Raw genomic sequence first — 21,867 nt, forward strand, 5'->3', positions numbered from 1 at the left:
TATTGTGATTTTTAGATTAAAATATTATCCGAAAACAACTTCAAAGACACTTCCTTTGGGTCGGTTGTCGCGGATATGGATAGAGGCTTCGTGCTTGTCCAACACCTGCTTTACAATAAACAAGCCAAGCCCTGTTCCTTTGGTATTTCGGGTATCTTCGTTGCCAACACGGTAAAATTTATCAAAAATATGTGCCTTTTCGTCATCTGCTATGCCAATACCGTTATCGGCAACAGTAAAATGCACTTCGTTATCCTTACGGAAAAGTTTTACGCTCACAGCCTCGCAGGGCGGCGAATATTTCACGGCATTTTCTATCAGGTTAGTTACTACCGATGTCATGGCGAATTTATCACCGGTTATTTCTACCTGTGGCTCAATTTCGGCATTAATGGTTTGCTCGCGGCCATCACATTTGTTTACCTGCAGGCGGTTCACCACGCTATCTACCAATAACGACAGGTTAAATTTCTCTTTCGGGAAGGTATAAGTCTGGTTATCAATTTTTGTGGCGATGAGCATATTTTCTACCAGGTCGTCCAGTCGCTCAATATCCTGCAAACACTTATCAATAAAATTGATGCGTTGCTCACGATCAAGATCGCGCTTTTGGATGGTTTGCAAAAATAGCTTAATTGATGCCAGCGGCGATTTTAACTCATGAGTTACCGATAACAAAAAGTTTTTTTGGCGCTTGTGTAATTCGCGCTCCTTGTTGATGGATTTGTGCAGGTAGTAAGCGCCCACCAATATGATGAATAAAAACACCGCCAGTTCGCCCGATATCATCCCCACACTGGAAGGTTTAGCACGAATTAATAAAATACCCCACCAAAACAGTTCGGCAACTGCATAGATCATTAAAAAGTAGAATATAATAAACGGCTTTCTCATTTTCTTACTTTCTGAATACCAGGTCTAAACTTTCAAATATAGCCCTTTTAGCTTTCTCTAATTCAACTTTTGTATGTGCTGATGAAATAAAGCCAACCTCGTAGCCCGAAGGGCCTAAATATATGCCACGGTTCAATAATTCGCGGTGCATTACCTTGAATTTCTCCATGCTCGAGGCATCAATTTCTTCGGCGCTTCGGATGGCTTCGCTATCCGTAAACGCGAACCAGAATATTGATCCTATCGAAAATACTTTGAACTTATAATTACGTGCCGATGCAAAGCGCTGGATAGATGCTGTAAACTCTTCGGTTTTCCCGTTCAAATCGCGATAAAAGCCCATGCGCAGCAGCTCGGACAGCTGCGCGATGCCTGCCGCCATAGCAACCGGGTTACCCGATAATGTGCCCGCCTGATAAACCGGACCTTCGGGCGATACATTAGCCATGATCTCTTTTGATGAGCCGTAGCAGCCTACAGGCATGCCACCGCCAATGATCTTACCATAAGTAATAATATCCGGTTTTATCTGGTAATATCCGGCCGCACCTTCAAAGCCTACACGGAAGCCCGATATTACTTCGTCAAATATCAACAACGTTCCGTTTTTGGTGCAGATCTCACGTAAAAACTCGAGGTATTCTTTTTCCTGTAAAAGCAAGCCGTTATTGGCCGGGATAGGCTCGATAATGATGGCAGCTATCTGATCTTTAAACTCTTCGAAAGCTTTGGTTAAGGCATTCTTATCATTTAATGATATCACGATGGTTTCATCGGCAAAAGCCTTGGGTACACCTGCCGATGAGGTTTCGCCAAAAGTAACCAGGCCTGAACCCGCTTTTACCAGCAGCGCGTCAACGTGCCCGTGGTAACAGCCTTCAAACTTTAATATTTTATCGCGCTTGGTATAGCCACGGGCCAACCTGATGGCCGACATAACAGCCTCAGTACCCGAGCTTACAAAACGCAACTTTTCGATGTATTTGTTATTCTTCAATATCAGTTCGGCCAGCTCGTTCTCCAAAGCTGTTGGCGCGCCGAACGACATGCCATTTTGCATTACCTCGGTTACCTTTTCGCGAACTTTGGTATTGTTATGGCCTAAAATGAGCGGCCCCCATGAGCAGCAAAAATCAATAAACTGGTTATCATCGGCATCCCAGATATGGCAGCCATCGCCTTTCTGGATAAACAGCGGCGTACCGTAAACCGACTTAAACGCCCTTACAGGAGAGTTTACGCCTCCCGGAAAAAAGCTTTTGGCTTTAGCATATAAATCGGCAGATTTTTCCCTGCTGATATCCGGCTTTGACGATAAATTAACCGGCATCTCGCCCTCATTCCCTGCAAATATCTTTTTTATTGAATCGAACATTCTTTTTAAGTCAAAAAATTAAAATTCAAAACTCAAAAAGTTAGCGGTCATTTTGACTTATAACTTTTGAATTTTGACTTATATTAAAGCCACCCCTTTTCCAAAACTTCCTTCGCATGATACGTCAGTATCGATGTTGCTCCTGCCCTGCGGATGCTTGTCAATATCTCCATTGTTGCGCGTTGCTCATTTAGCCAGCCATTTTTGGCAGCGGCTTTTACCATAGCGTATTCGCCGCTTACGTTATAGGCCGCTACTGGCAATTCGGTGTTATCTTTTAAGAGTTTGATCACATCCAGGTACGATAATGCCGGTTTTACCATTAAAAAATCGGCGCCTTCATATTCATCCAGGCGTGCCTCTATCAGTGCTTCACGCTGGTTGGCGGGGTTCATCTGGTATGTTTTTTTATCACCATGTTTTGGTGCCGAATTTAAGGCATCCCTGAAGGGGCCATAAAAAGCGCTGGCATATTTTGCCGTGTAACTCATGATAGATACATTGGTGAATTTATTATCATCTAACACTTTGCGGATATAACCTACCCTGCCATCCATCATATCCGAAGGGGCGATGATATCAGCTCCATTTTGCGCATGCGCCAGTGCCATTTTACCCAGTATCTCTAAGGTTTCGTCGTTCAGTATCTCCCCGTTCTCAACCAAGCCATCGTGGCCATCGCTGCTATACGGGTCCATAGCCACATCGGTAACAACGCATACTTCCGGAAAGTTCTGCTTTACTTCCTTTATTGCGCGCAGGTACAGGCTGCCATCGCGGTGACTTTCGGTGGCGTATTTATCTTTTAATGATTCTTCGATATTAGGGAACAGATCAAACGCCATTAAACCCAATTTGGCACAACTTTCCACCTCGCGCAGCAGGTTATCTACGGAGTATCGGTAAATGCCCGGCATTGATGCAACCTCAACCTTTTGGTTTGTTCCATCTACAATAAATAACGGAAATATAAAGTTTGCCGCGCTGATATGCGTTTCCTGCACCATCTGGCGGATCACTTCACTTTTCCTGTTTCTTCTTGGTCGTTGTAGCATTTTATTTTTAGTCCATGGACCATAGTCGGTAGACCATAGTTCTGTAATTTCAATATATAATCATAGCCATGGTCTATGGACCATCGACTATGGACTTCTTCCTAAACCTCGATCCCAAATACCGCCTCGGCCAAACCTATTTCGTCCGGCGAGAATGGCAGTACATACTTTACGCCCATCTCATCAAACTTTTTACCCGTTGATTTACCTATGGCAACCACTTTCTGATTAGAATCCAGTAAATTATCGGCAAAATAAGCATCTACATTTGATGGGCTGGTGAATACCAACACATCGGCCACGGAGCCCTCTATTTCTTCCTGTATTACGGTTTCATAAACGGGCAGGTCAACTATTTTTGTATCGGCAGATAAGCCTTGCTGTATACTACGCAACGAATTTTCGGCGCAAGGGAACAGAATATTTTCGCCATTAGCTATCGCTGCAAAATCAGCAGCAATATCTGCGGTATCTACATCATCGCCTGTATAATCAGCAAAATGGCCATTTCGGCGCAGGGTGTCTTCCGATCCGCGTCCCATTACGCCAAACTTTACTTTTTTAGGAAATTGAGGTTTGAGTTCGAAAAAATATTCCACCGCGTTTTTGCTGGTAAAGAATATCCAGTCGATATTTTTTAAGATAAACGGATCGAGCTTGGTAATAACCGGAACAGTACGTATTAACGAACGGGCCTCAACCTGAACGCCCAACTTTTCGATGGCGCGACGGAAATAACTTTGCTCGGATAAGTCGCGCGAGATAAATACTTTATCAAAAAACTTCCTGCCCTTATCAAAGTACGGGATGATCTTAGCAGGCAGGCTTTCGGCATCGTCGCTCTCTAAAAACAACCTGTCCGGAAACTCGTCGCCCTCATCAGCTTTGGATACAAACACCTGGTACTTATCATCGTGTTTGCGGCAGTAGCAGCCCAAAGGCAAATGGCAACCGCCGCCAAATAGTTTTAATACATTACGCTCAACCGCCAGCTCCTGCTCAACATTTGCATGATGCAGGTGTTTCTGTAAAGCCTCAAATAATTCGTTATCGCTTTCGCGGATCTGTATGGCTAACACGCCTTGCGCGGGTGCGGGTATTAATTCCGTAGATGCTAATTCTTCTATATAAAACTCGCTCAGGTCTAAACCTAACCTTACTACGCCTGCTTTAGCCAGCATAATGGCATCATAACCTTCATTCCGTAGTTTGTTAATACGGCTTGGTACATTACCTCGTAGTTCCTCTATCTCCAGATCGGGGCGCATGGCCAGCAATTGGGCCTTACGGCGATTGGACGACGTACCCACTATACCGCCAAACTTTACGCTCAGCTTTTGGTGAACATCAACACAATCTTTTAATATCAATAAAATATCGGCAGGGTCTTCGCGCTCAGATACGGCAGCGATGATGAGGCCCGGCGGATTTTCAGTAGGCAGATCTTTGTGCGAATGCACGGCAAGATCGATAGTTCCTGCCAGCAACTCTTCTTCCAACTCCTTGGTAAAAAAGCCTTTGCCTTCCAGTTTATCAAAACTCAGGTTAAGTATGCGGTCGCCCTGGGTTTTGATGATCTTCAGTTCGGCCTCGATGTTATTTTCGGCCAGCCTGTCTTTTACAAAATTTGCCTGCCAAAGGGCCAGGTCGCTTCCACGGGTACCAATAATGAGTTTTCTGTTGAACATATCTTTTTATCGCAGCGCAAATTTAACCTTTATAAGGTTCAATGATAAAAATAATAAATGTTATGAGGATAGCCTGACTAAAAAGATATTAATTACAGTTATTCACCAAAATCTCTTTGGCCATTACCATGGGTACGCTGATATACTTTTTCTCCATGTAATCCATTATCTTTTCGAGCACTTCGCGCGATTGCGGATCTAAGGCACCTATCTCATCGGCAAAAACAGAGTTTACAGCTTTGCGGCGTATCTCTTTTATTTTAACCGGCACCTGGTTCATGGCTACTTCTACCTGGCGTTGTTTCAACACCGGTAAAAACTCCTGAATGTTGGTTTCGATAATACGCTCGGCATGCACCAATTCATCATAACGCTCTTTAAGGTTGCTTTTGGCCAGCTCATTCAACGAATGCACTTCGATAAAATTGACAGAAAATTGCGCCAAAACCACGGGGTCCGTATCATTTGGTATAGCCAGATCAACAATGGTTTTTTTGTTGGTCTCGCCGTTTAGCAGCGTAGCGTAAATTTCGGGGGTGATGATGGGTTGCGTTGCCGATGTACAGGTAATAATGGCATCGAAACCTTTATTGTAATTTTTCAGTTCATCAAGCGTAAAGGCTTCGCCATTCAATTCTTTAGCTAATTCTTCGGCTTTTGACAGCGTGCGGTTGAACACCGAGAAGTTTGAAAATTTATGTTTTTGAAGATATTTTGAAATGTTGCGATTGGTTTCGCCTGCGCCGATGATGAGTATCCGGGCATTTGAGCAGAGCTTGAGGTCTTTTAATTTGCGATATGCTAATGATACTACCGAAATTGGCTTTCGCGATATATGTGTATCGGTATAAACCTCTTTTGCTGTTTTAACCACCCTTGCCATCACCATTCGCAGGTAATCGCCGGTAAGGCCTGCTTCTTTACAACACTCATATGCTTTACGCACCTGTGCCAAAATTTCCTTTTCGCCTACAATAAGGCTCTCTAATGAGCACGATGTACGCAGCAGGTGATTGAGGGCATCCTGCTCGCTGTAAATTGAAACGCCATCTAAAAAGGTGCCCATGTAATGCGAGCAGATGCCGATATTTAAAGCGTTAATAAATTTCTGGGTAAATTCTTTATCAACTACCTGCGATGTTGCCAAAACAAATTCGACACGGTTACAGGTTGCTAAGTAAAAAATTTCGGGAATTTGAAACTCACTTTGAACCTGTTTAAGCTTTTCGGTTAGGTTTTCCTGGCAAATAACCAGTTTGCCTAATTCCTTTAGCTCAATTTGTTTATGCGTAAATGCTATAACTTTTAGATACTTCAAAGCAGTTTAAATATGACCCGACAAAAGTAACACGCCGAAAGAGATGCAATGTCAACACTTTGTCAAACAAACTCAATTTAGAATGGTTATAAATTAGGTTTAAATATGTGTTTTGACATAATTTAAACCAAAATACCACTGAGTATACAACCTAAAATCAGGATTTACCGTACATATTTTTAAAAGCAAATGATAAAAAAGACAGGCCTTGTAATATTAGTATTATTTTACCTGCTCGCGGGGATGAATCATTTCAGGATGCCCGGAACTTATGTGCGTATTATTCCGTCATATTTGCCAAATCCTGCTTTATTAAACATATTATCAGGTATATGCGAGATCGTTTTTGCTGTATTATACATTTTTCCGGCAACGAGGCAATTAGCCGCCTGGGGGATTATGGCTATGCTCATCGCCTTTTTGCCTGTGCATATCGACATGATCCTGCATGCGCCTGTTATGCTGGGTAATTTTAAAGTAACCCCGTTAATAGCATGGCTGCGTATACCCTTACAGGCATTGTTTATACTATGGGCATGGTGGTGCAGCACACCTGATTGATAGGCCGGTTAAAGCACAGCTATTTTTTGCTGTATCACATCTTTATCTTTTTTAGTTTTGGCCAAAGCATGTGCTTTTTGATACTGTAGTTTGGCATGCTTCTTATCAATATCCTTATACAGTTCGCCCAGCAGGGTAAAATAAAAGTAATTACCGGTTAGCTGCAATTTTTCGGCTTCTGTAATGGCCTGCGCGGCACCGCGGGCTTTGTAGAGCGCAAAAGTACGGTTAAGTGCTACGCTGGGCGAATAATTGATCAATAACAACTGGTTATATAACTGCAATATATGCTCCCATTTTTGTGGGGTATCAGCCTTTTGGGAGTGCATTTGCGCTATGGCAGCCTCAATATGGTATGATGTGAGCTCGGTACCTCCTACCGATAAATGCAGGTAGTAATTACCTTGTTTTATCAGTTCTTTATCCCAAAGTGTTTCGTCTTGGTCTTCATATAAAACAACATCGTTATTATTGTCAAACCGGGCGTTAAAGCGCGATGCATGGAAACACATTAACGCGATCAAAGCATTAGTTTTATGCAGGTTGGTACTTTCGCATCCGGTGAGTATTACCCCGAGCCGCATCGCTTCGAGGCACATATCGGTACGCAGCTTTTCGCTTTGGGTTGTAGAATTGTACCCTTCGTTAAACAACAAGTAAATGGTATGCAGCACATTATCCAGCCGTTGGTTTACTTGCTGTTCGGCAGGCATTTCAAGAGCTACCTTTGCTTCGCGCAGCTTTTCGCGGGCACGGTACAGGCGCTTGTTGATGGTTTCTTTATTGGATAAAAAGGCCTCGGCTATCTCATCAATACCAAAACCGCAGAGGATACGCAATGCCAGGCCTATTTGCGCTTCATCGGGTATTATGGGGTTGCAAATGGCAAACAGCATTTGCAACTGACTATCTTGTATATTCTGTTTTGAAAAATCGAGATTAATCTGATATCCGGCTTGCTCGTTAAGTATTAAGGCGGGGCTTACCTTTTCGGCAAATACCTTATCGCGGCGCAAATACTCCAGGGTCTTATTTTTAGCTACGGTGTACAACCAGGCCGTAGGATTGGGCGGAATGCCTTTTATGCCCCATGTTTCGGTGGCTATCAAAAAGGTTTCGCTCACAATGTCTTCTGCCAGCTCAACATATTGCAGCCCAAAAAGCTTACTGATCACTGTAACCATTTTGGAGAACTCCCGGCGGAACAAATGTGGGATGAACGCTGTTTCGTTTTGCATTAATGGTAAATATAGGCTTGTTGTTTGTATAATGAATGACTTTATAAAATTGAGACATCATAAAAACTAAATTTATAAAGCTGGTTATTAATAATTTGAATTTGATAACTTTATTTAACCAATTATACTGACCATGAACGATCAAACCGGGCCAAGCCTTGTTATTGTAGCCTATAAACCTAAACCGGGTAAAAACGAGGCATTAAAACAAATAGTAGATAACCACGTGCCCGACCTGGCAAAATTAGGTTTAGTAACCAACCGCAGGCCAACAATAATGGAAGCTGCCAACGGGACCATTATTGAAGTTTTTGAATGGATAAGCCCCGAGGCCATACAGCAGGCGCACAGCCATCCCGAAGTGCACAAAATATGGGCTGCCTTTGCCGAAGTGTGCGATTGTGTGCCTTTAAATACGGTAACAGAATCGGCAGATATGTTCGTGGGCTTTAAACCCGTAAATTAAGCCGCGAAGCCATCTGTTTTAAGCTTCTTTTGTACTTCCTGTTTGTAATTACGACCAATGGGCAGTTCATGCCCGCCGACCTCAATACTGTAAGAATAAAAGGATGTAATTTTACTTACAGCTACGATAAATGAGCGGTGTATGCGGATAAAATTCCTTTCGGGGAGCATTTCTTCGAGGATGCTGATTTTTTGTTTAGTGATGTACACGTTATCTTTAATCACCACTTTTACGTAATCACGCTGGCTTTCTATCCATAAAATATCATTCACGTTTACCTTAATGGTTTTTCGTTCCACTTTAAGATACAGAAACGATTCACGGTCGCCAACGGGGCTTTCATAGCTGATGGCGGCATTGCTCTTCTGCTCGTTTAAGCGGTAAATTTTATCTACTGCACGAAAAAAACGCTCGAAGGATATGGGTTTGAGCAGGTAATCAACGGCGTTCAGTTCAAAGCCGTCAATAGCATACTCGCTGTAGGCGGTGGTGAATATTACCTTGGGCGGATTTTTAAGGTTCTTTAAAAAATCGGTACCTAACATGCCGGGCATTTTAATATCCAGAAACATCAGGTCGATGTTTTTTTGTTGTAATAACTGAAAAGCCTGCATGGCATCGCGGCATTTACCTACCACCTCAAACTGCGAAAACTTTTGCAGGTGATTTTCGACCACCTCGATGGCGTGTGGCTCATCATCAACAATAAGTGTGCGTGTTTTCATGAGTTTGTTAATTGTGTTACAGCGAGTGCCGGAGCCTGTGTCAATTCAAGTTCTAACATCACCAAAAAAACATCTTCATCATCCATAATTTTCAACTGATAGGTTGAGGGATAAAGTAATTCGAGGCGTTTTTTTATGTTTTGTATACCGATGTTACCATAATGCTTACCTGCATCAGCGGCAACAGTTTCAGGCTTGCTGTTGGATACTTTAAATTTTAGTTTATTGCCGGTAACATTCAGATCAATATTGATCCAGGTATCGCCTGTCATTTCGCTGGTACCGTGTTTAAAAGCATTTTCAACCAGAGGAAGCAGCATAAGCGGCGCTATCATTTTATCATCGAGGTTACCGTCAATATTAAAATTCATCTCCAGCCGGTCTTCGTAGCGTATTTTTTCCAGGTCCATATAATGCTGCAGCATTATTACCTCCTTTTTCAAGTTCACTTTATCCGCATTACACTCGTAAAGCATATAGCGCAGCATATCCGACAGGCCAATAACCACCCCCGGGGCCTTTGGTGATTGATTAAGAGTAAGGGCATACAAATTATTTAGTGTATTGAACAAAAAATGCGGATGCACCTGGCCCTTTAACGCTCTTAATTCGGCCTGGATGGCCGCTTGTTTACGTTCGTACCAAAGCTTGAATAGCTTGATCACTACGGCTATCCATATCACAAAGTTCATCATCTTAACCGAACTGATGAAATGATAGGGGTTGAATAACTGCTGCCAAAAGGTTTGTTTACTATCTTCAATAATGGACCAATCCGCCGAGGGCAGGTTTTTAATAATATTGGGATTACCGATAAGTATATCAATCACCCGGCCTGCAAAAGCAGCTGCACAACTTACACACAGCACCCAAAATATAAAGCTGATATAATGCGACCTGAGCAGGTATGCGGGTATTAGCCAATAAGCTATCAGGTAAAAATACCCCATATGCAGGGGCATGTAAAAAATACCGTTGTAAGCCGATATGGCATAAGTGCTTTTAACAGAATAAATAACAAGGAAAACCACATACACAATCACCCAAAAAGCAATATGCAGCATTATCCTGCCGGTTTTTATACTATTTGAGGGCATGCGCGTATTCATAGCACTAAATTACTTCTAATCAATTAAATAAAACAAAAATGGGTTTCAGTATCGACAAAAAGCAAATTTACGTAGACGAAAAGCATACAAATAGTACTTTTTAGCCTATTAAAATAGATAAATGGCATTTAAACGCCAAAAAAAACAGTTTACCACTGTAACCATCCGGTGTAGCATCAGTTTGAGAAACACCACTTAAGGTGATATACTTTTGATCCATAATCAAACAACAAAAACATTTTAATTAACAACAACATGAAAAAAGCAATATTAATTTTAGTGCTGGCGGGTATAGCCGGTTTTGCAAAAGCACAAAAAGTACAAGCCCCCCAAAATGGCTACTGGGTAGTTGAAAGCAATAAGCACACCCCCAAACAAAGCATTGTAAAATTTTACAACCTTGATAATGTGCTGATACACCAGGAAAACGTTTCGGGGAAAAAAGTTAAGGTTAACAACAACCGCACCCGCCAGGCATTAAACAACACTTTGCAATTGGCATTAAACGGCAAACTCCAAAACGAGCCAATTTTGGCTATGGAGCTTTCTAAATAATTCTATAATATCAGTAAAAAGTAGAATGGATGGTTCACTCAAAATGCAGGGTGGGCCATTTTTTGTTTATAGCTGCGGCTCAATCCAGTTACCATCGGTTTTGATGATATCGATCAAATGATCAAGCGCTTTGGTAGCGCTTACATTTTTTTCTACCACTTCTTTACCGCGATACAACGTTATCTTATCCGGCCCTGCGCCTACGTAACCGTAGTCTGCATCGGCCATTTCGCCGGGGCCGTTTACTATGCAGCCCATAATGCCAATTTTTAAGCCTTTAAGGTGACTGGTACGGCTGCGGATCATCTGCGTGGTTTCCTGCAGATCGAAAAGCGTACGGCCGCAGCTTGGGCAACTAATGTATTCTGTTTTGGATATGCGCGAGCGTGTAGCCTGCAAAATACCAAAAGCGGTTGAGGTAATTACTTTGGTTGGGATGGATGGCGAATCTATCCAGATACCATCGCCAAAACCATCAACCAGCAGTGCGCCCATATCGGTAGCGGCAAATAATTGCAGCTTTGATACCGGCTCATCGGCACTGGTAATATCGCCTGCTTTGGTTAGATCAAATTCAGTTGCGGGATAAGTTCTTTTGATGATGACAGGAACATCCAAACCTAATTCTTCCATTTTGAAGAAGAAAGCGCGTTCGTCCTGCATCCCATTAAGGGCGTCGGTTTCCAATACAAAAACCAACGTTTTATCTAAAGTCAACGCGCCAAAATCTTCTGATTCCAAATCATCCAATTTAATCCGGACCAAATTCAGCGCGGTATCCTTTTGGCTTTCGCCGATATATTCGTTCAGACTAAAAACCGGGTGGCAAAGGGTTTTATTAGCCAATGCTTGCCAGCTTTTGTGATTGTATAATTGCTTTAAATTACCGGGTAGGTTAAACGATGGCAAGCTATCGCCTAAATAAACAAAATCAACCGACTGCTCGGCCATGTTGTATTTATCCAACAAGGCGTTGTACAGGTAACCGGCATCGTCCAATACGGCAGCGTCTTTCAAATTTGCTTTTGAAAGATCAACAACTACCCTCGGCACCATATGCCCACCAATGAAGGCGTTGGCTTCGTATGTTTCCCTACGGAGTCCTGAGTCGGGAGTCTTTAGTCGGGAGTCTTTTATTTCCATAGCTTGTGACTTTGGACTCAAGACTTCAGACTCAAGACTTCTATCAACATATCTCTTAACCAAGGCCTGCGCTACGGGTATTTCGTACTCCGGCTCTTCGGTCAATGATACACGGACGGTATCGCCGAGGCCATCTTCTAATAAAGTGCCTATACCCACGGCCGATTTGATACGTCCATCTTCGCCATCGCCGGCTTCAGTAACACCGAGGTGGAGCGGGTAATTCATGCCTTCAGCAACCATCGTTTCAACCAATAAGCGGTATGCCTGTACCATTACCTGCGGGTTGCTCGATTTCATGGAGATAACGAGGTTATAATAGTTCATATCCTCGCACATGCGCATAAACTCCATGGCAGACTCTACCATGCCGCGGGGGGTATCGCCATACTGGCTCATTATCCTATCGCTCAGCGAACCGTGGTTAGTACCAATGCGCATAGCGGTACCATACTCTTTACAAACCTTTACCAGTGGCGCAAATTTGGTATAGATACGGTCAAGCTCAGCCTGGTACTCGGCAGGGGTATATGTTAACTGGTCAAATTTCTTTTTATCGGCATAGTTGCCGGGATTAACGCGCACTTTTTCTACAATCCGTGCAGCAACTTCGGCGGCGTTGGGGGTAAAATGTATATCGGCTACTAACGGGGTTTTGTAGCCGCGTGCACGCAGTTCTTTTTTTATTTCGGCCAGGTTTTGGGCTTCCTTAATACTGGGGGCGGTTATACGCACGTACTCGCAGCCTGCATCTATCATCCTAATGCTTTGCTCCACCGTGGCCAGGGTATCCATGGTATTGGTGGTGGTCATGCTTTGGATACGGATGGGGTTATCGCCACCTAAAGGGATATCGCCAATAAATACTTCGCGCGTTTTAAAACGCGAATACCCGGTTAACGAGTTACAGTAACGACCTTTTAATAGTTTGATAGCCTGAGCATCCATGAGCGTATGTTATTGATGCAAAAGTATAAAATCGGCGGGTTTTATTGGTTGGGATAAGGTAAAGTTTATTTAAGAAGAAAACTATGCCGGGCGCTTTGATACAGATTTGACAAATTTGGAATTTGTCAAATCTTGCAGCTGCTTACTTTGCTCTCTTCACAATAAAACAATTCGACATTTGATCGTGTATACCCTGGTGGCGAAAAGACCATAGAATTTTCATATAGGCAAGAAAAGCGAACGGGCCGATAACTAAGCTCATTACATCATAAAGTATTTTGCCCAGGTTACGCAACAAGGCATGCCCAAAGGTTAAGGCATAGCCCAGGTTATCTACAACGGCCAATCCTAAAATATATTTACCTATTGAGCCACGGAAACGTGTTGATTCGCACAAAGAATGGTACAAAATTGTCATCACAAATATAGCCGCCTGTATGATCATCATTTCTGTACGATATTTCAACAGGTTTTCCTGAACCTTAGGATCAGTTAAAAATGCGATATTAAAAATACTGGTTATACGTGCCATAAATCCCGGAAAGAAAATAAAGGCCAACAATTCAGTAGTAAACACTACAATAATGGTATCGATGATAAAGGCAGGCAAACGCAACCAAAAGCTCGCTGTATTTTCGGGAGTTGGGTAGTAAATACCCTCGCTGATGAAGTAATCGGCAAATTCGGGTAAAGTATATGCTTCTGCTCCCTGGCTTTGCAGGGGTAATATAATCAGGTCATCGGGCTCAAGTGGCCTGTCCATCAGCTCCTGCGCAGTAAACGGGCCTTCTTTTTTACCCGAGTCTAAAATATAGTATTCAACATCCATAACAGCTATAACAAGCTGCTAAATTAATGGTTTATAACATATAATCGCTATAAATTGTAAGGTATAGGGATGGATGCTTGTTGTTACTTATTAAAACCGATAACAAATTCGGCTATTTGTTCCAACAAGTCATCGCCCAGGTCGCCATCGCCTTCGTAGCGCCATTCCTTTTGGTCGTTAACAATGATCTTGCCCAGCTCAACAGGCTCTTCATGCGCAATAAATTTCCCGGTATTATTATTCCCTGTTTCGGCCAGCTCAAATATTTCATTCGGGTCCCAGGGTTCTTCATGGTTTTGCAAAAACAAGGGTGTTATACGTATATCACGGTCAAGGTGATCTATCTTTATTTTAATTATCGCACTTTCTGTTAGCATGATACCGGCTATTTACTTATACTACAAAAGGCATGAAAAATTGTTTGGGTTTTTGACTCACATCCATAAGAGCCACTTAGACCGGTTGTTGCCTGGCCAACTAACCTCTCTTCGTAAAGAAGTGCTCTTTATAACAGCCTGTCTTTCATTACCAGGGTGCCCGCAATCATGTCATGCAGGCATTGTTGCTTTTTATTAAAAAAACAAATGATGTAGCCTAAAAACAATGTACCATTGGATACAATTTTAGCCAGGTTACGTGCGGCAGCCTTACTATAATCTATAGGCGAACCATCTTCATTACATACACGTATTTTAAGGAGTATCTTTCCATAGGTAGCTTGTTTTGCCGAACCTTCCATTAAAATATGGTAAATAAAATTGAGCAAAGGGATAACAATAAGGCCCAATAAAAATATCATCATCCTGGCTATTTGGTTGGGGATGATGAGCATGGCGATAACAGAAATAAGGATGAACGTACCTGCTACAATAGCCAGATCAATAATTGCTGCAAAAGCGCGCTCATCAAAACTGCCAAAATACTGTGGCATTATGTTTTGGCGTGCAAAACCAAAAAGCGAGCGCAGTTCAGCAATTTCATGCGCTTCTTTATAATCGTCCATGCCATCGGTACGTACAAAGTCTGCCGGCTTAAGGCCTTTAGTTTTTAATTCATCAATGGTAAATGGCCCTTCGGGTTTGCCGTTAATCACTAATACATAAGTTGAGGCCATGGTATAAAAATAAAAAAAGGGAACAAATATTTGTTCCCTTTACTGTTATAATGTGGTATTAATACCTCGTTACATTAAATTCGGACATGCCGCCTTTAATATTAATATCGATCTTGTTTGTTGCCTGGCTATACCCCGGTGTTTCATAATCAGAATCGCCTGTTTTATTAAAACCCTCAAAGTTTTTTGATGAGAGGGCTGTGCCTGTTTTGATATGACAGGCTGCATTTTGAGGTATTTTGAGGCTAAATGAAGCCATACCGCCGTGAAATTCAACATTGGTAAGCCCTACCGGCTGGCCCATCTTCACATCGCATGATGCCATGCCGCCTTTAAAGCTTAAGTTTTTTACTTTATATGGCGACAGATCGAAATTATACGCTGCCATACCACCTTCAACATCAATATCCCAAACGGGGCGGATGTTTAGTTTAAGCTTTGCTTTACCGGAATGGCCCTTATCGCCAAAATTAAATGTAAAACCATGGTGCTTGCCTTTGCCCATACTAAATTTAAGTGTTTCCAGCGTGCTGTCTATTGTTGTTGTAAGCGAATAGTAGTTGCTGTGCTTACCCTCTGTTTCCGCTTCGAACAGGTACCTGCTGGTATCTTTAATGCTATAGCCTGTTGCGCCGCCGCTTATGGTTAAATGTGCTGTTTGTATTGCCGGCTTATAAGCCTCCACAAAATTACCTGTGTTTTTACCTTTACTGCCGGTTGTGTCGCTATCGTCGTCATTATCGTCATTTGATCTGTCGTTATCATCAAAGGTAAAATCAAAATGGTGGTAGTTATGGCGCGTTACACCGCTCCATATTAAAATACCCATACCCAATATAAGTACAGCTAATTTAATAGCTGTTGCCCAGCCGGTACGGTTATGCGCAAACACTAAGTTTACACCGGCAATTATTAATATAATTGGCCATAAGTGTATAAATGTATACCAATCAAAATTGATAACGTTAAAATTATTCAGTAAAAAAAGTGCTCCTATTATTACCAGCATAGCGCCCGGTATCAGTCTGTCTTGTTTCATGGCTTAAATATTTTCAGGTGTTTCATTTTGTTCAGCGGCTGCATTTTGTTCAGCCTGAAAAGCCTCAAACTGCTCAGGGGTGGTTTTCTTTTTACTACCAAAAATTACGCAAAGGCCTATAATTATAAATACTACGGGCCATAGCTTATGATATTCCCAGTCGGGCATGATATCATATTCGTTCAGTAAAAATATGGTTCCGAAGGTGATGAGTATGGCACCAATAATTACAGTAGCCGTTGATGCCGACCTTTCTTTTGGTACAGGCACAGTGCCCGGATCTGGCATGTTAAAATTTGCAAAATTTACGCCGGGTGTAAAGGTGAGTTTTGCAGGGATAACTACCCACATTACAATATACACCCAAAAACTCAGGCCCGCGCAGACGTTAGCGAATATGAAAATGACACGCATCAGGCTGATATCAATATTAAAATAATCGGCCAGGCCGGCGCAAACGCCGCCTAACACTTTGCGATTTTCATCGCGATATAATCTGTTTTCCATTGTGTTTTTTTAATTAATTGTTAGTTACTATAACTGGCCCGATACCGGTTTGATGATAATTTCATCAACATTTGCACCTGCACTCATGTTATACGCACTAATAATCGCCGCCGCTATATCATCAGGGGAAACGAATTTATCCGGGGATAAATCTGAGCCTTTCCACGATTCTGTAAACGTTGAGCCCGGCAATATGGTGGTAACTTTTACCGTGTGCTGCTGCATTTCGAGCCTCATTATATTACTTAGACCCAACACTGCAAATTTAGTTACAGTATACATACCGGCTTCTGCAACCGGGTTAAGCGCCGCTACAGAGCAGGTATTAAAAATATGCCCTTTTTTAGCCGCGGCAAGTTTTTTGCCGAAATAACGATAAAGCTCATAACCCGGCATTAAATTGGTATTGATGAGGTTTTGAAAAGTATCATCGGCATCATCTAAAATACTTTGGTGTATGTATGTGCCTACGTTGTTTACAATAACATCAATAAAGCCAAGCTCGGCTTCGGCAAAGGCGGCAAAGGCTTTTACCTCGGCTTTAAGCGTGGTATCGGTTTTGCGGATGGCTACTTTTATAGCGGGGTTAATGGTAAGCAGTTCATCGCGAAAAGCGGATAACTCACCTTCGTTACGTGAGCAAATTGCAAGGTTTGAGCCTTGTTTAGCAAAGGCGATGGCTATAGCGCGCCCCATTCCTTTTGAGGCACCGGTTATGATTACGTTTGACATGTTTAAACTTAAGTATTTTATTAGTTATTCGGTTATAAAGTTATTGAGTTATTAAAAAACAAAAAACCTCATTTCAACTTATATGAAAGTTAAGCGCATACAATTAGCGATTAACTAATTATTGGGGCATGTTACTTTGATGAAAAAGCGTATTTTAGCCCAATTAACAATTACTGATGTTATATAGTTTAGGAAGATATATACTTTTATTAAGGCTAAGTTTTAAAAAACCCGAAAAATTCAGCGTTTACTGGTCAGAGGTAATGCGCGAGATGGTTTCCATCGGCATTGGCTCGCTGGGTATTGTGGCCATTATATCGGTGTTTATTGGTGCCGTGGCAACCATACAAACGGCTTTTCAGCTGGTAAGCGATTTCATCCCGAAAACTATTGTAGGTACCATTACGCGCGACTCAACTATACTGGAGTTTAGTCCCACCATATCGGCATTGGTACTTGCGGGCCGTGTAGGCTCAAGCATCGCATCGCAAATTGGCACCATGCGCGTTACCGAACAGATAGACGCCCTGGAGATTATGGGTGTTAATGCACCCGGTTATTTGATATCGCCTAAAATAATTGGTGGTATCACCATGATACCTTTGCTAACTGTGCTATCTATATGCCTGGGTTTAGCGGGTGGCTATATTGCCTGCGCCGCATCAAATGAAGTATCTACGGCACAATACCTTGAGGGTTTAACCTCGGGCTTTAAAACCATTATCCTGCAGGTATCAATGGTTAAAGCGTTCTTTTTTGGGTTTATCATCACCTCTGTTTGCGCTTACCAGGGTTTTTATACATCGGGTGGCGCGCTCGAGGTTGGGCAATCGGCTACCAAAGGTGTTGTGTTCAGCTGTATATATATCCTCTTTGCCGATCTTATTATATCCCGTATCATGCTATGATAGAGACCATAAATATTCATAAAACTTTTGGTGATAACTACGTACTTAAAGGGATTGATGTAGAGCTTAAGGCCGGCAGGAACAATCTTATTATAGGTGGCTCCGGATCGGGCAAAACCACCTTGCTTAAATGTATTGTGGGCTTGCACAAGCCCGAAGAAGGCGAAGTGATATATGATGGCCAGAACTTTACGCAAATGGATTTTGAAGAACGTGTGCCTATACGCAAGCAAATTGGCATGCTGTTTCAAAGCTCGGCCCTGTTCGACTCAATGACTGTGCAGGATAATATTATTTTCCCGCTCAACTTGTTCACTACAATGAGCAAAAAAGAAAAAATTGAACGTGCAAACTTTTGCCTGGAGCGTGTTAACCTTGCCGGGAAGAACAAGCTTTTCCCTGCTGAGCTTTCGGGCGGGATGAAAAAACGGGTGGGTATTGCACGTGCCATATCCATGCAGCCCAAGTATTTATTTGTGGACGAGCCGAACTCGGGCCTCGACCCTAAAACGTCTATCCTGATAGATGAACTGATAGCCGAAATTACCGAAGAGTACCAAACCACAACCGTAATTGTTACGCACGACATGAACTCGGTAATGGGTATTGGCGATCACATCATATTTTTACACAACGGCCAAAAATGGTGGGAAGGCAGCAATAAACAGATTGCCCACACCAACAATAAAGAGCTAAACGACTTTGTGTTTGCCAGTAAATTTATGCAGGCAGCAAGGGAGAAATTATAGTAGCAGTTGCAGTTTTGGGTAGCAGTTATTTAAATTGAAAGATGATCGCTACCGCAACTAAAAACTGCCACTTAATAAATAAAACTACCATCGCCCCGGCGCTGCATAATAATACCATTACGCTTTGGCGTGCCGCTCCACTTTTGCAGATTGATGGCTAAACTCACAAACAGGTACCTGCTGTTTATATTGGTATTTGTATAACTAACCGAACTTTCGGATACCGATTGATTAACAAAATTGTTCTGGTTAAAAATATCAAAGGCCTGTACTTTTAAAGTGAGGTTACGTTTGGCCCAAAATGAGTGTTCGATAGATGCGTTAACCACAAATGGATTTTGGGTAACATTGGTACCTACGCCTTCAACATAATTTTTGCTGGCATCGTAATTTATGCGCCAGCCCTTAGGCAGGTAAAAAGTCCCGTCAATTGATAAGGCAGTGGTTTTGGTATCGGTATTACGCGCATTGGGTTGAGTAAAAAATGAGCGCGCCAGGTTATAACTGATAGTAGGGTTTAATTCCAACCATTCGGCAGGATTGATCTGTGGCCCAAAACGCTGGCTAAAGCGCCAGCTATCAGAATGGTATTCCAGGTTATTACTCATTGAGATATTGTGATTATAAGCCACACTACCACTGTATTTCAAAGTATATTTTTTATCGTTAAGCTGTTTTGCCAGGCTGTAATTACCATTTGCGCTCCAGGCACCATCCTTATTCAAAAAATGCACCTCGTTATCAAAATTACCTAATTTAGGATCAAGTGTTTGTATGGTATTGGTAATGATCTGTCCGTTGGTTTTACTCAAATTACCTCCTACAGATAAAGTGAGTTTTGAATTGGCTACATAGTTATTGTAATTGGCATTAACAGAATGGCGGAATGACGGACTAAGATCCGGATTACCGATGATCACATTTTGAGGGTTTGTCCTGTCGGCAACGGGTTGTATCTGGTCAAAAGATGGTTCTTGCGGAGCGCCTGAATAATTGACACTTAGCCTTTGCGTTTGCGAGAAGATGTACTCAAAACGGGTAATAGGTATCACGGTAAAGTTGGTGCGGTATGTTGAAGCATTAAGGCTAACCTTGGTACCTTGTAAAACGGTAGGTATGGCCGTAAAACCTAAGGAAAGGTTAAATTTTTTCTTGGTTAATGCATAACTAAGGCCCAGGCGTGTTTCGGTGAGCGAGTAGCTGTATATATTGCTTAATGAATTTGCCCGTACCGTTGCGCCTGCCTTGGTGATACTATCGGTAGTGGCGGTATTATCATGCCCGTTGTAATTTACCACGCCATTAAAATCTAACCGGGCGGTGGCTGTTAAAGGTTCGGTGAAAGTGACGTTACCTGAGTAGGAATGGTTGTTATTATCCCGGCGGATGATAAAGTGCTGCAGCGAATCCTTTTTTTGTACATGAAGCGAATCATAATAAAGAATGCGGGCGTTGCGTTCGGTGTATTGATCGTTGCTGCCATTATTGGCCGATAAGGTAAGCGAGAAATTACGCTTGGGCTTTGCAAAAACATGCTGATAGAACACTGACCCGTTAAAACCTGGCACTTTTGACGAAGTGGTATTCGCGCTTGTTGAGACCTGGTTTTGGAAGCCGCTCAACGAACCTTGAGAAGTACCTGCATTGTTTGTGCCGGAGTAATTAAAGCCCGCGTTAAAGCGGAAATAATTGGTTTTGCTTGGCTCATACTGTAGTTCAACATTAGCATTATGCCCGTCTGTGCGGTTCTGTCCGGTACTTTGGTTATCATAGTTGGTTGTACCGTTAGAACTAAAATAGCTCCCGTAACTTGAATACAGGTTATTCATATTATTATAGCTGTACGTATAACTTGAGTTTACCTGTACGGTTTTACTCCACTGATCGCTGTAGGCAATGGTTGGCCGGCCATTGGTGGTATTGCCCGAACCGCCGCCGCCCTGGCCTACGCCGTTAACCATATTGCGCCAGTTTCCGCTGAGCCCTATTTGCTGGTTTGCATTAAGGCGCTGCAGATAAGCTTGCTCATCATACCTGTCATTGTTTCCTGCCGAGGCCGTTGCACGCAAAAACTGCCCGATAGATCTATCCGCCTTGGTGGTTACGTTCAGTATCTTTTGCGGTTCGCCGTCTTTGATGCCGGTACGGGCGGCGTTGGGGCCATAATCGTCAACAAATTGTGCTTTATCAATAATTTCGGCAGGCAGGTTTTTTATGGCAGCTGCAACGTTGCCCCCGTTAAAATCCTTGCCGTTTACCTTGGCTTTCTTTACTTCCTGGCCCTGGAAAGTTACTGTTCCGGCGCGTTTATCCACTTCAACACCTTCCATTTTGCTCAACAACTCGTCGAGGGTGGCATTTTCGCGCACTTTATAATCGCTGGCTTTATATTCAACCGTATCTGTTTTTATAACGATGCTGGGTGAGCCATCAACCTTAACTTCATTCAGCATCCTGTTATCCGTTTTTAGCACAATAGGGTCAAGCACCAGCTTTGGGCTCAGATCGTTCATAGAATATTTTTTTACCTGGAGCGAATAACCGATCCCCTTTACCGATAGATAAAATATGGCCCTTGTGGCATTTTTAATAATGAATATACCACGTGCATTGGTGGCAGTACGGAGTGTATCATGCGCGGTGGTTAGGGTTACGGTGGCGCCTATTACCGGTGTTTCGGTCGAGTCGAGCACAATGCCGCTCACTTCGCGAAATGGTAGCGCAGGCGGGCGGTTATCCGTTTTTGCAGGCGCTGGTGCTGTAGCCTGCCCGTATAAATTTACTGAAAACAGCAGCATGGCCACTATACGGATAAGATGTTTAACGAGGCTTTTTTTACTTCGGTAACGGCAAACAGTGATATAAAAAGCATTGCTTTTATAAATAAGCGATAAGGCAGATTTCATGCGGAAGG

21 protein-coding genes are annotated in these 21,867 nt (G+C 42.6%); 5 read left to right on the forward strand and 16 right to left on the reverse strand.

Translation table 11 applies throughout. The features are described from left to right. Nucleotides 1–24: 24 nt before the first annotated feature. The 5 genes from KXQ82_RS14680 to hemA form a co-directional block, all read right to left on the reverse strand. Nucleotides 25–894: a sensor histidine kinase gene (locus tag KXQ82_RS14680; protein WP_219489156.1), complete on the reverse strand. Its 870-nt coding sequence runs from the start codon at nt 892–894 to the stop codon at nt 25–27. A 4-nt stretch (nt 895–898) separates the two neighbouring features. Next, nucleotides 899–2,269 (reverse strand): glutamate-1-semialdehyde 2,1-aminomutase, encoded by a 1,371-nt coding sequence (gene hemL / locus KXQ82_RS14685; RefSeq protein WP_219489158.1) that lies wholly within the window; start codon nt 2,267–2,269, stop codon nt 899–901. 83 nt (nt 2,270–2,352) lie between these two features. Further along, the gene (hemB, locus tag KXQ82_RS14690) at nt 2,353–3,324 is read right to left on the reverse strand and encodes a porphobilinogen synthase (RefSeq protein WP_219489160.1); all 972 of its coding nucleotides are present in this window, start codon (nt 3,322–3,324) and stop codon (nt 2,353–2,355) included. 101 nt (nt 3,325–3,425) lie between these two features. Then, on the reverse strand, nt 3,426–5,012 hold the full coding sequence (hemC, locus tag KXQ82_RS14695; RefSeq protein WP_219489161.1) for a hydroxymethylbilane synthase: 1,587 nt from the start codon (nt 5,010–5,012) through the stop codon (nt 3,426–3,428). 88 nt (nt 5,013–5,100) lie between these two features. Then, nucleotides 5,101–6,330 (reverse strand): glutamyl-tRNA reductase, encoded by a 1,230-nt coding sequence (gene hemA / locus KXQ82_RS14700; RefSeq protein WP_219489162.1) that lies wholly within the window; start codon nt 6,328–6,330, stop codon nt 5,101–5,103. 189 nt (nt 6,331–6,519) lie between these two features. On the opposite strand from hemA, the gene KXQ82_RS14705 reads away from it, so the two are divergent. After that, the gene (locus KXQ82_RS14705; RefSeq protein ID WP_219489164.1) at nt 6,520–6,891 is read left to right on the forward strand and encodes a DoxX family protein; all 372 of its coding nucleotides are present in this window, start codon (nt 6,520–6,522) and stop codon (nt 6,889–6,891) included. A gap of 8 nt (nt 6,892–6,899) precedes the next feature. Here KXQ82_RS14705 and KXQ82_RS14710 read toward each other — a convergent pair whose 3' ends face one another. Further along, nucleotides 6,900–8,129 carry an RNA polymerase sigma factor gene (locus KXQ82_RS14710; protein WP_219489166.1) on the reverse strand — a complete coding sequence of 410 codons (1,230 nt, stop codon included), beginning with the start codon at nt 8,127–8,129 and terminating at the stop codon, nt 6,900–6,902. 133 nt (nt 8,130–8,262) lie between these two features. Here KXQ82_RS14710 and KXQ82_RS14715 point away from each other — a divergent pair, with 133 nt between their 5' ends. Continuing rightward, nucleotides 8,263–8,595, forward strand: coding sequence for a hypothetical protein (locus tag KXQ82_RS14715; RefSeq protein ID WP_219489167.1), 333 nt, complete (start codon nt 8,263–8,265; stop codon nt 8,593–8,595). Here the strand turns inward: KXQ82_RS14715 and KXQ82_RS14720 are convergent. Both KXQ82_RS14720 and KXQ82_RS14725 read right to left on the reverse strand, forming a co-directional pair. Continuing rightward, a complete protein-coding gene (locus KXQ82_RS14720) occupies nt 8,592–9,320 on the reverse strand; it encodes a LytR/AlgR family response regulator transcription factor (protein WP_219489169.1) in 729 nt (242 codons plus the stop codon). The genes KXQ82_RS14715 and KXQ82_RS14720 overlap by 4 nt on opposite strands. Beyond that, nucleotides 9,317–10,429: a sensor histidine kinase gene (locus tag KXQ82_RS14725; RefSeq protein ID WP_219489171.1), complete on the reverse strand. Its 1,113-nt coding sequence runs from the start codon at nt 10,427–10,429 to the stop codon at nt 9,317–9,319. The genes KXQ82_RS14720 and KXQ82_RS14725 overlap by 4 nt, the downstream gene beginning before the upstream one ends. Before the next feature lie 255 nt (nt 10,430–10,684). Here KXQ82_RS14725 and KXQ82_RS14730 point away from each other — a divergent pair, with 255 nt between their 5' ends. Then, nucleotides 10,685–10,984, forward strand: coding sequence for a hypothetical protein (locus KXQ82_RS14730; protein ID WP_219489173.1), 300 nt, complete (start codon nt 10,685–10,687; stop codon nt 10,982–10,984). 66 nt (nt 10,985–11,050) lie between these two features. Here the strand turns inward: KXQ82_RS14730 and ispG are convergent, their stop codons facing one another. The 7 genes from ispG to KXQ82_RS14765 form a co-directional block, all read right to left on the reverse strand. Next, nucleotides 11,051–13,075 (reverse strand): (E)-4-hydroxy-3-methylbut-2-enyl-diphosphate synthase, encoded by a 2,025-nt coding sequence (ispG, locus tag KXQ82_RS14735; protein WP_219489174.1) that lies wholly within the window; start codon nt 13,073–13,075, stop codon nt 11,051–11,053. 142 nt (nt 13,076–13,217) lie between these two features. Further along, nucleotides 13,218–13,904: an RDD family protein gene (locus tag KXQ82_RS14740; RefSeq protein WP_219489176.1), complete on the reverse strand. Its 687-nt coding sequence runs from the start codon at nt 13,902–13,904 to the stop codon at nt 13,218–13,220. A gap of 83 nt (nt 13,905–13,987) precedes the next feature. Beyond that, the gene (locus KXQ82_RS14745) at nt 13,988–14,281 is read right to left on the reverse strand and encodes a hypothetical protein (protein WP_219489178.1); all 294 of its coding nucleotides are present in this window, start codon (nt 14,279–14,281) and stop codon (nt 13,988–13,990) included. Nucleotides 14,282–14,409: 128 nt separating this feature from the next. Beyond that, the gene (locus KXQ82_RS14750; RefSeq protein ID WP_219489180.1) at nt 14,410–15,018 is read right to left on the reverse strand and encodes an RDD family protein; all 609 of its coding nucleotides are present in this window, start codon (nt 15,016–15,018) and stop codon (nt 14,410–14,412) included. Nucleotides 15,019–15,076: 58 nt separating this feature from the next. After that, a complete protein-coding gene (locus tag KXQ82_RS14755) occupies nt 15,077–16,057 on the reverse strand; it encodes a toast rack family protein (protein ID WP_219489181.1) in 981 nt (326 codons plus the stop codon). 3 nt (nt 16,058–16,060) lie between these two features. Next, nucleotides 16,061–16,564, reverse strand: a complete 504-nt coding sequence (locus KXQ82_RS14760) for a PspC domain-containing protein (RefSeq protein WP_219489182.1) — start codon at nt 16,562–16,564, stop codon at nt 16,061–16,063. Between the two features lie 27 nt (nt 16,565–16,591). After that, the gene (locus tag KXQ82_RS14765) at nt 16,592–17,296 is read right to left on the reverse strand and encodes an SDR family oxidoreductase (protein ID WP_219489183.1); all 705 of its coding nucleotides are present in this window, start codon (nt 17,294–17,296) and stop codon (nt 16,592–16,594) included. 176 nt (nt 17,297–17,472) lie between these two features. Between KXQ82_RS14765 and KXQ82_RS14770 the strand changes: the two genes are divergently transcribed. After that, nucleotides 17,473–18,204, forward strand: coding sequence for an MlaE family ABC transporter permease (locus tag KXQ82_RS14770; protein WP_219489185.1), 732 nt, complete (start codon nt 17,473–17,475; stop codon nt 18,202–18,204). After that, complete coding sequence (locus KXQ82_RS14775; protein ID WP_219489187.1) at nt 18,201–18,953, forward strand: ABC transporter ATP-binding protein; 753 nt, start codon at nt 18,201–18,203, stop codon at nt 18,951–18,953. Before KXQ82_RS14770 ends, KXQ82_RS14775 begins: the two co-directional genes overlap by 4 nt. 71 nt (nt 18,954–19,024) lie before the next feature. Here KXQ82_RS14775 and KXQ82_RS14780 read toward each other — a convergent pair whose 3' ends face one another. Then, nucleotides 19,025–21,859: an outer membrane beta-barrel protein gene (locus tag KXQ82_RS14780; protein ID WP_219489190.1), complete on the reverse strand. Its 2,835-nt coding sequence runs from the start codon at nt 21,857–21,859 to the stop codon at nt 19,025–19,027. Nucleotides 21,860–21,867 lie beyond the last annotated feature (8 nt).

The sequence above is a fragment of the Mucilaginibacter rivuli genome (assembly GCF_019391655.1).
GTDB classification, from domain to species: Bacteria; Bacteroidota; Bacteroidia; order Sphingobacteriales; family Sphingobacteriaceae; genus Mucilaginibacter; species Mucilaginibacter rivuli.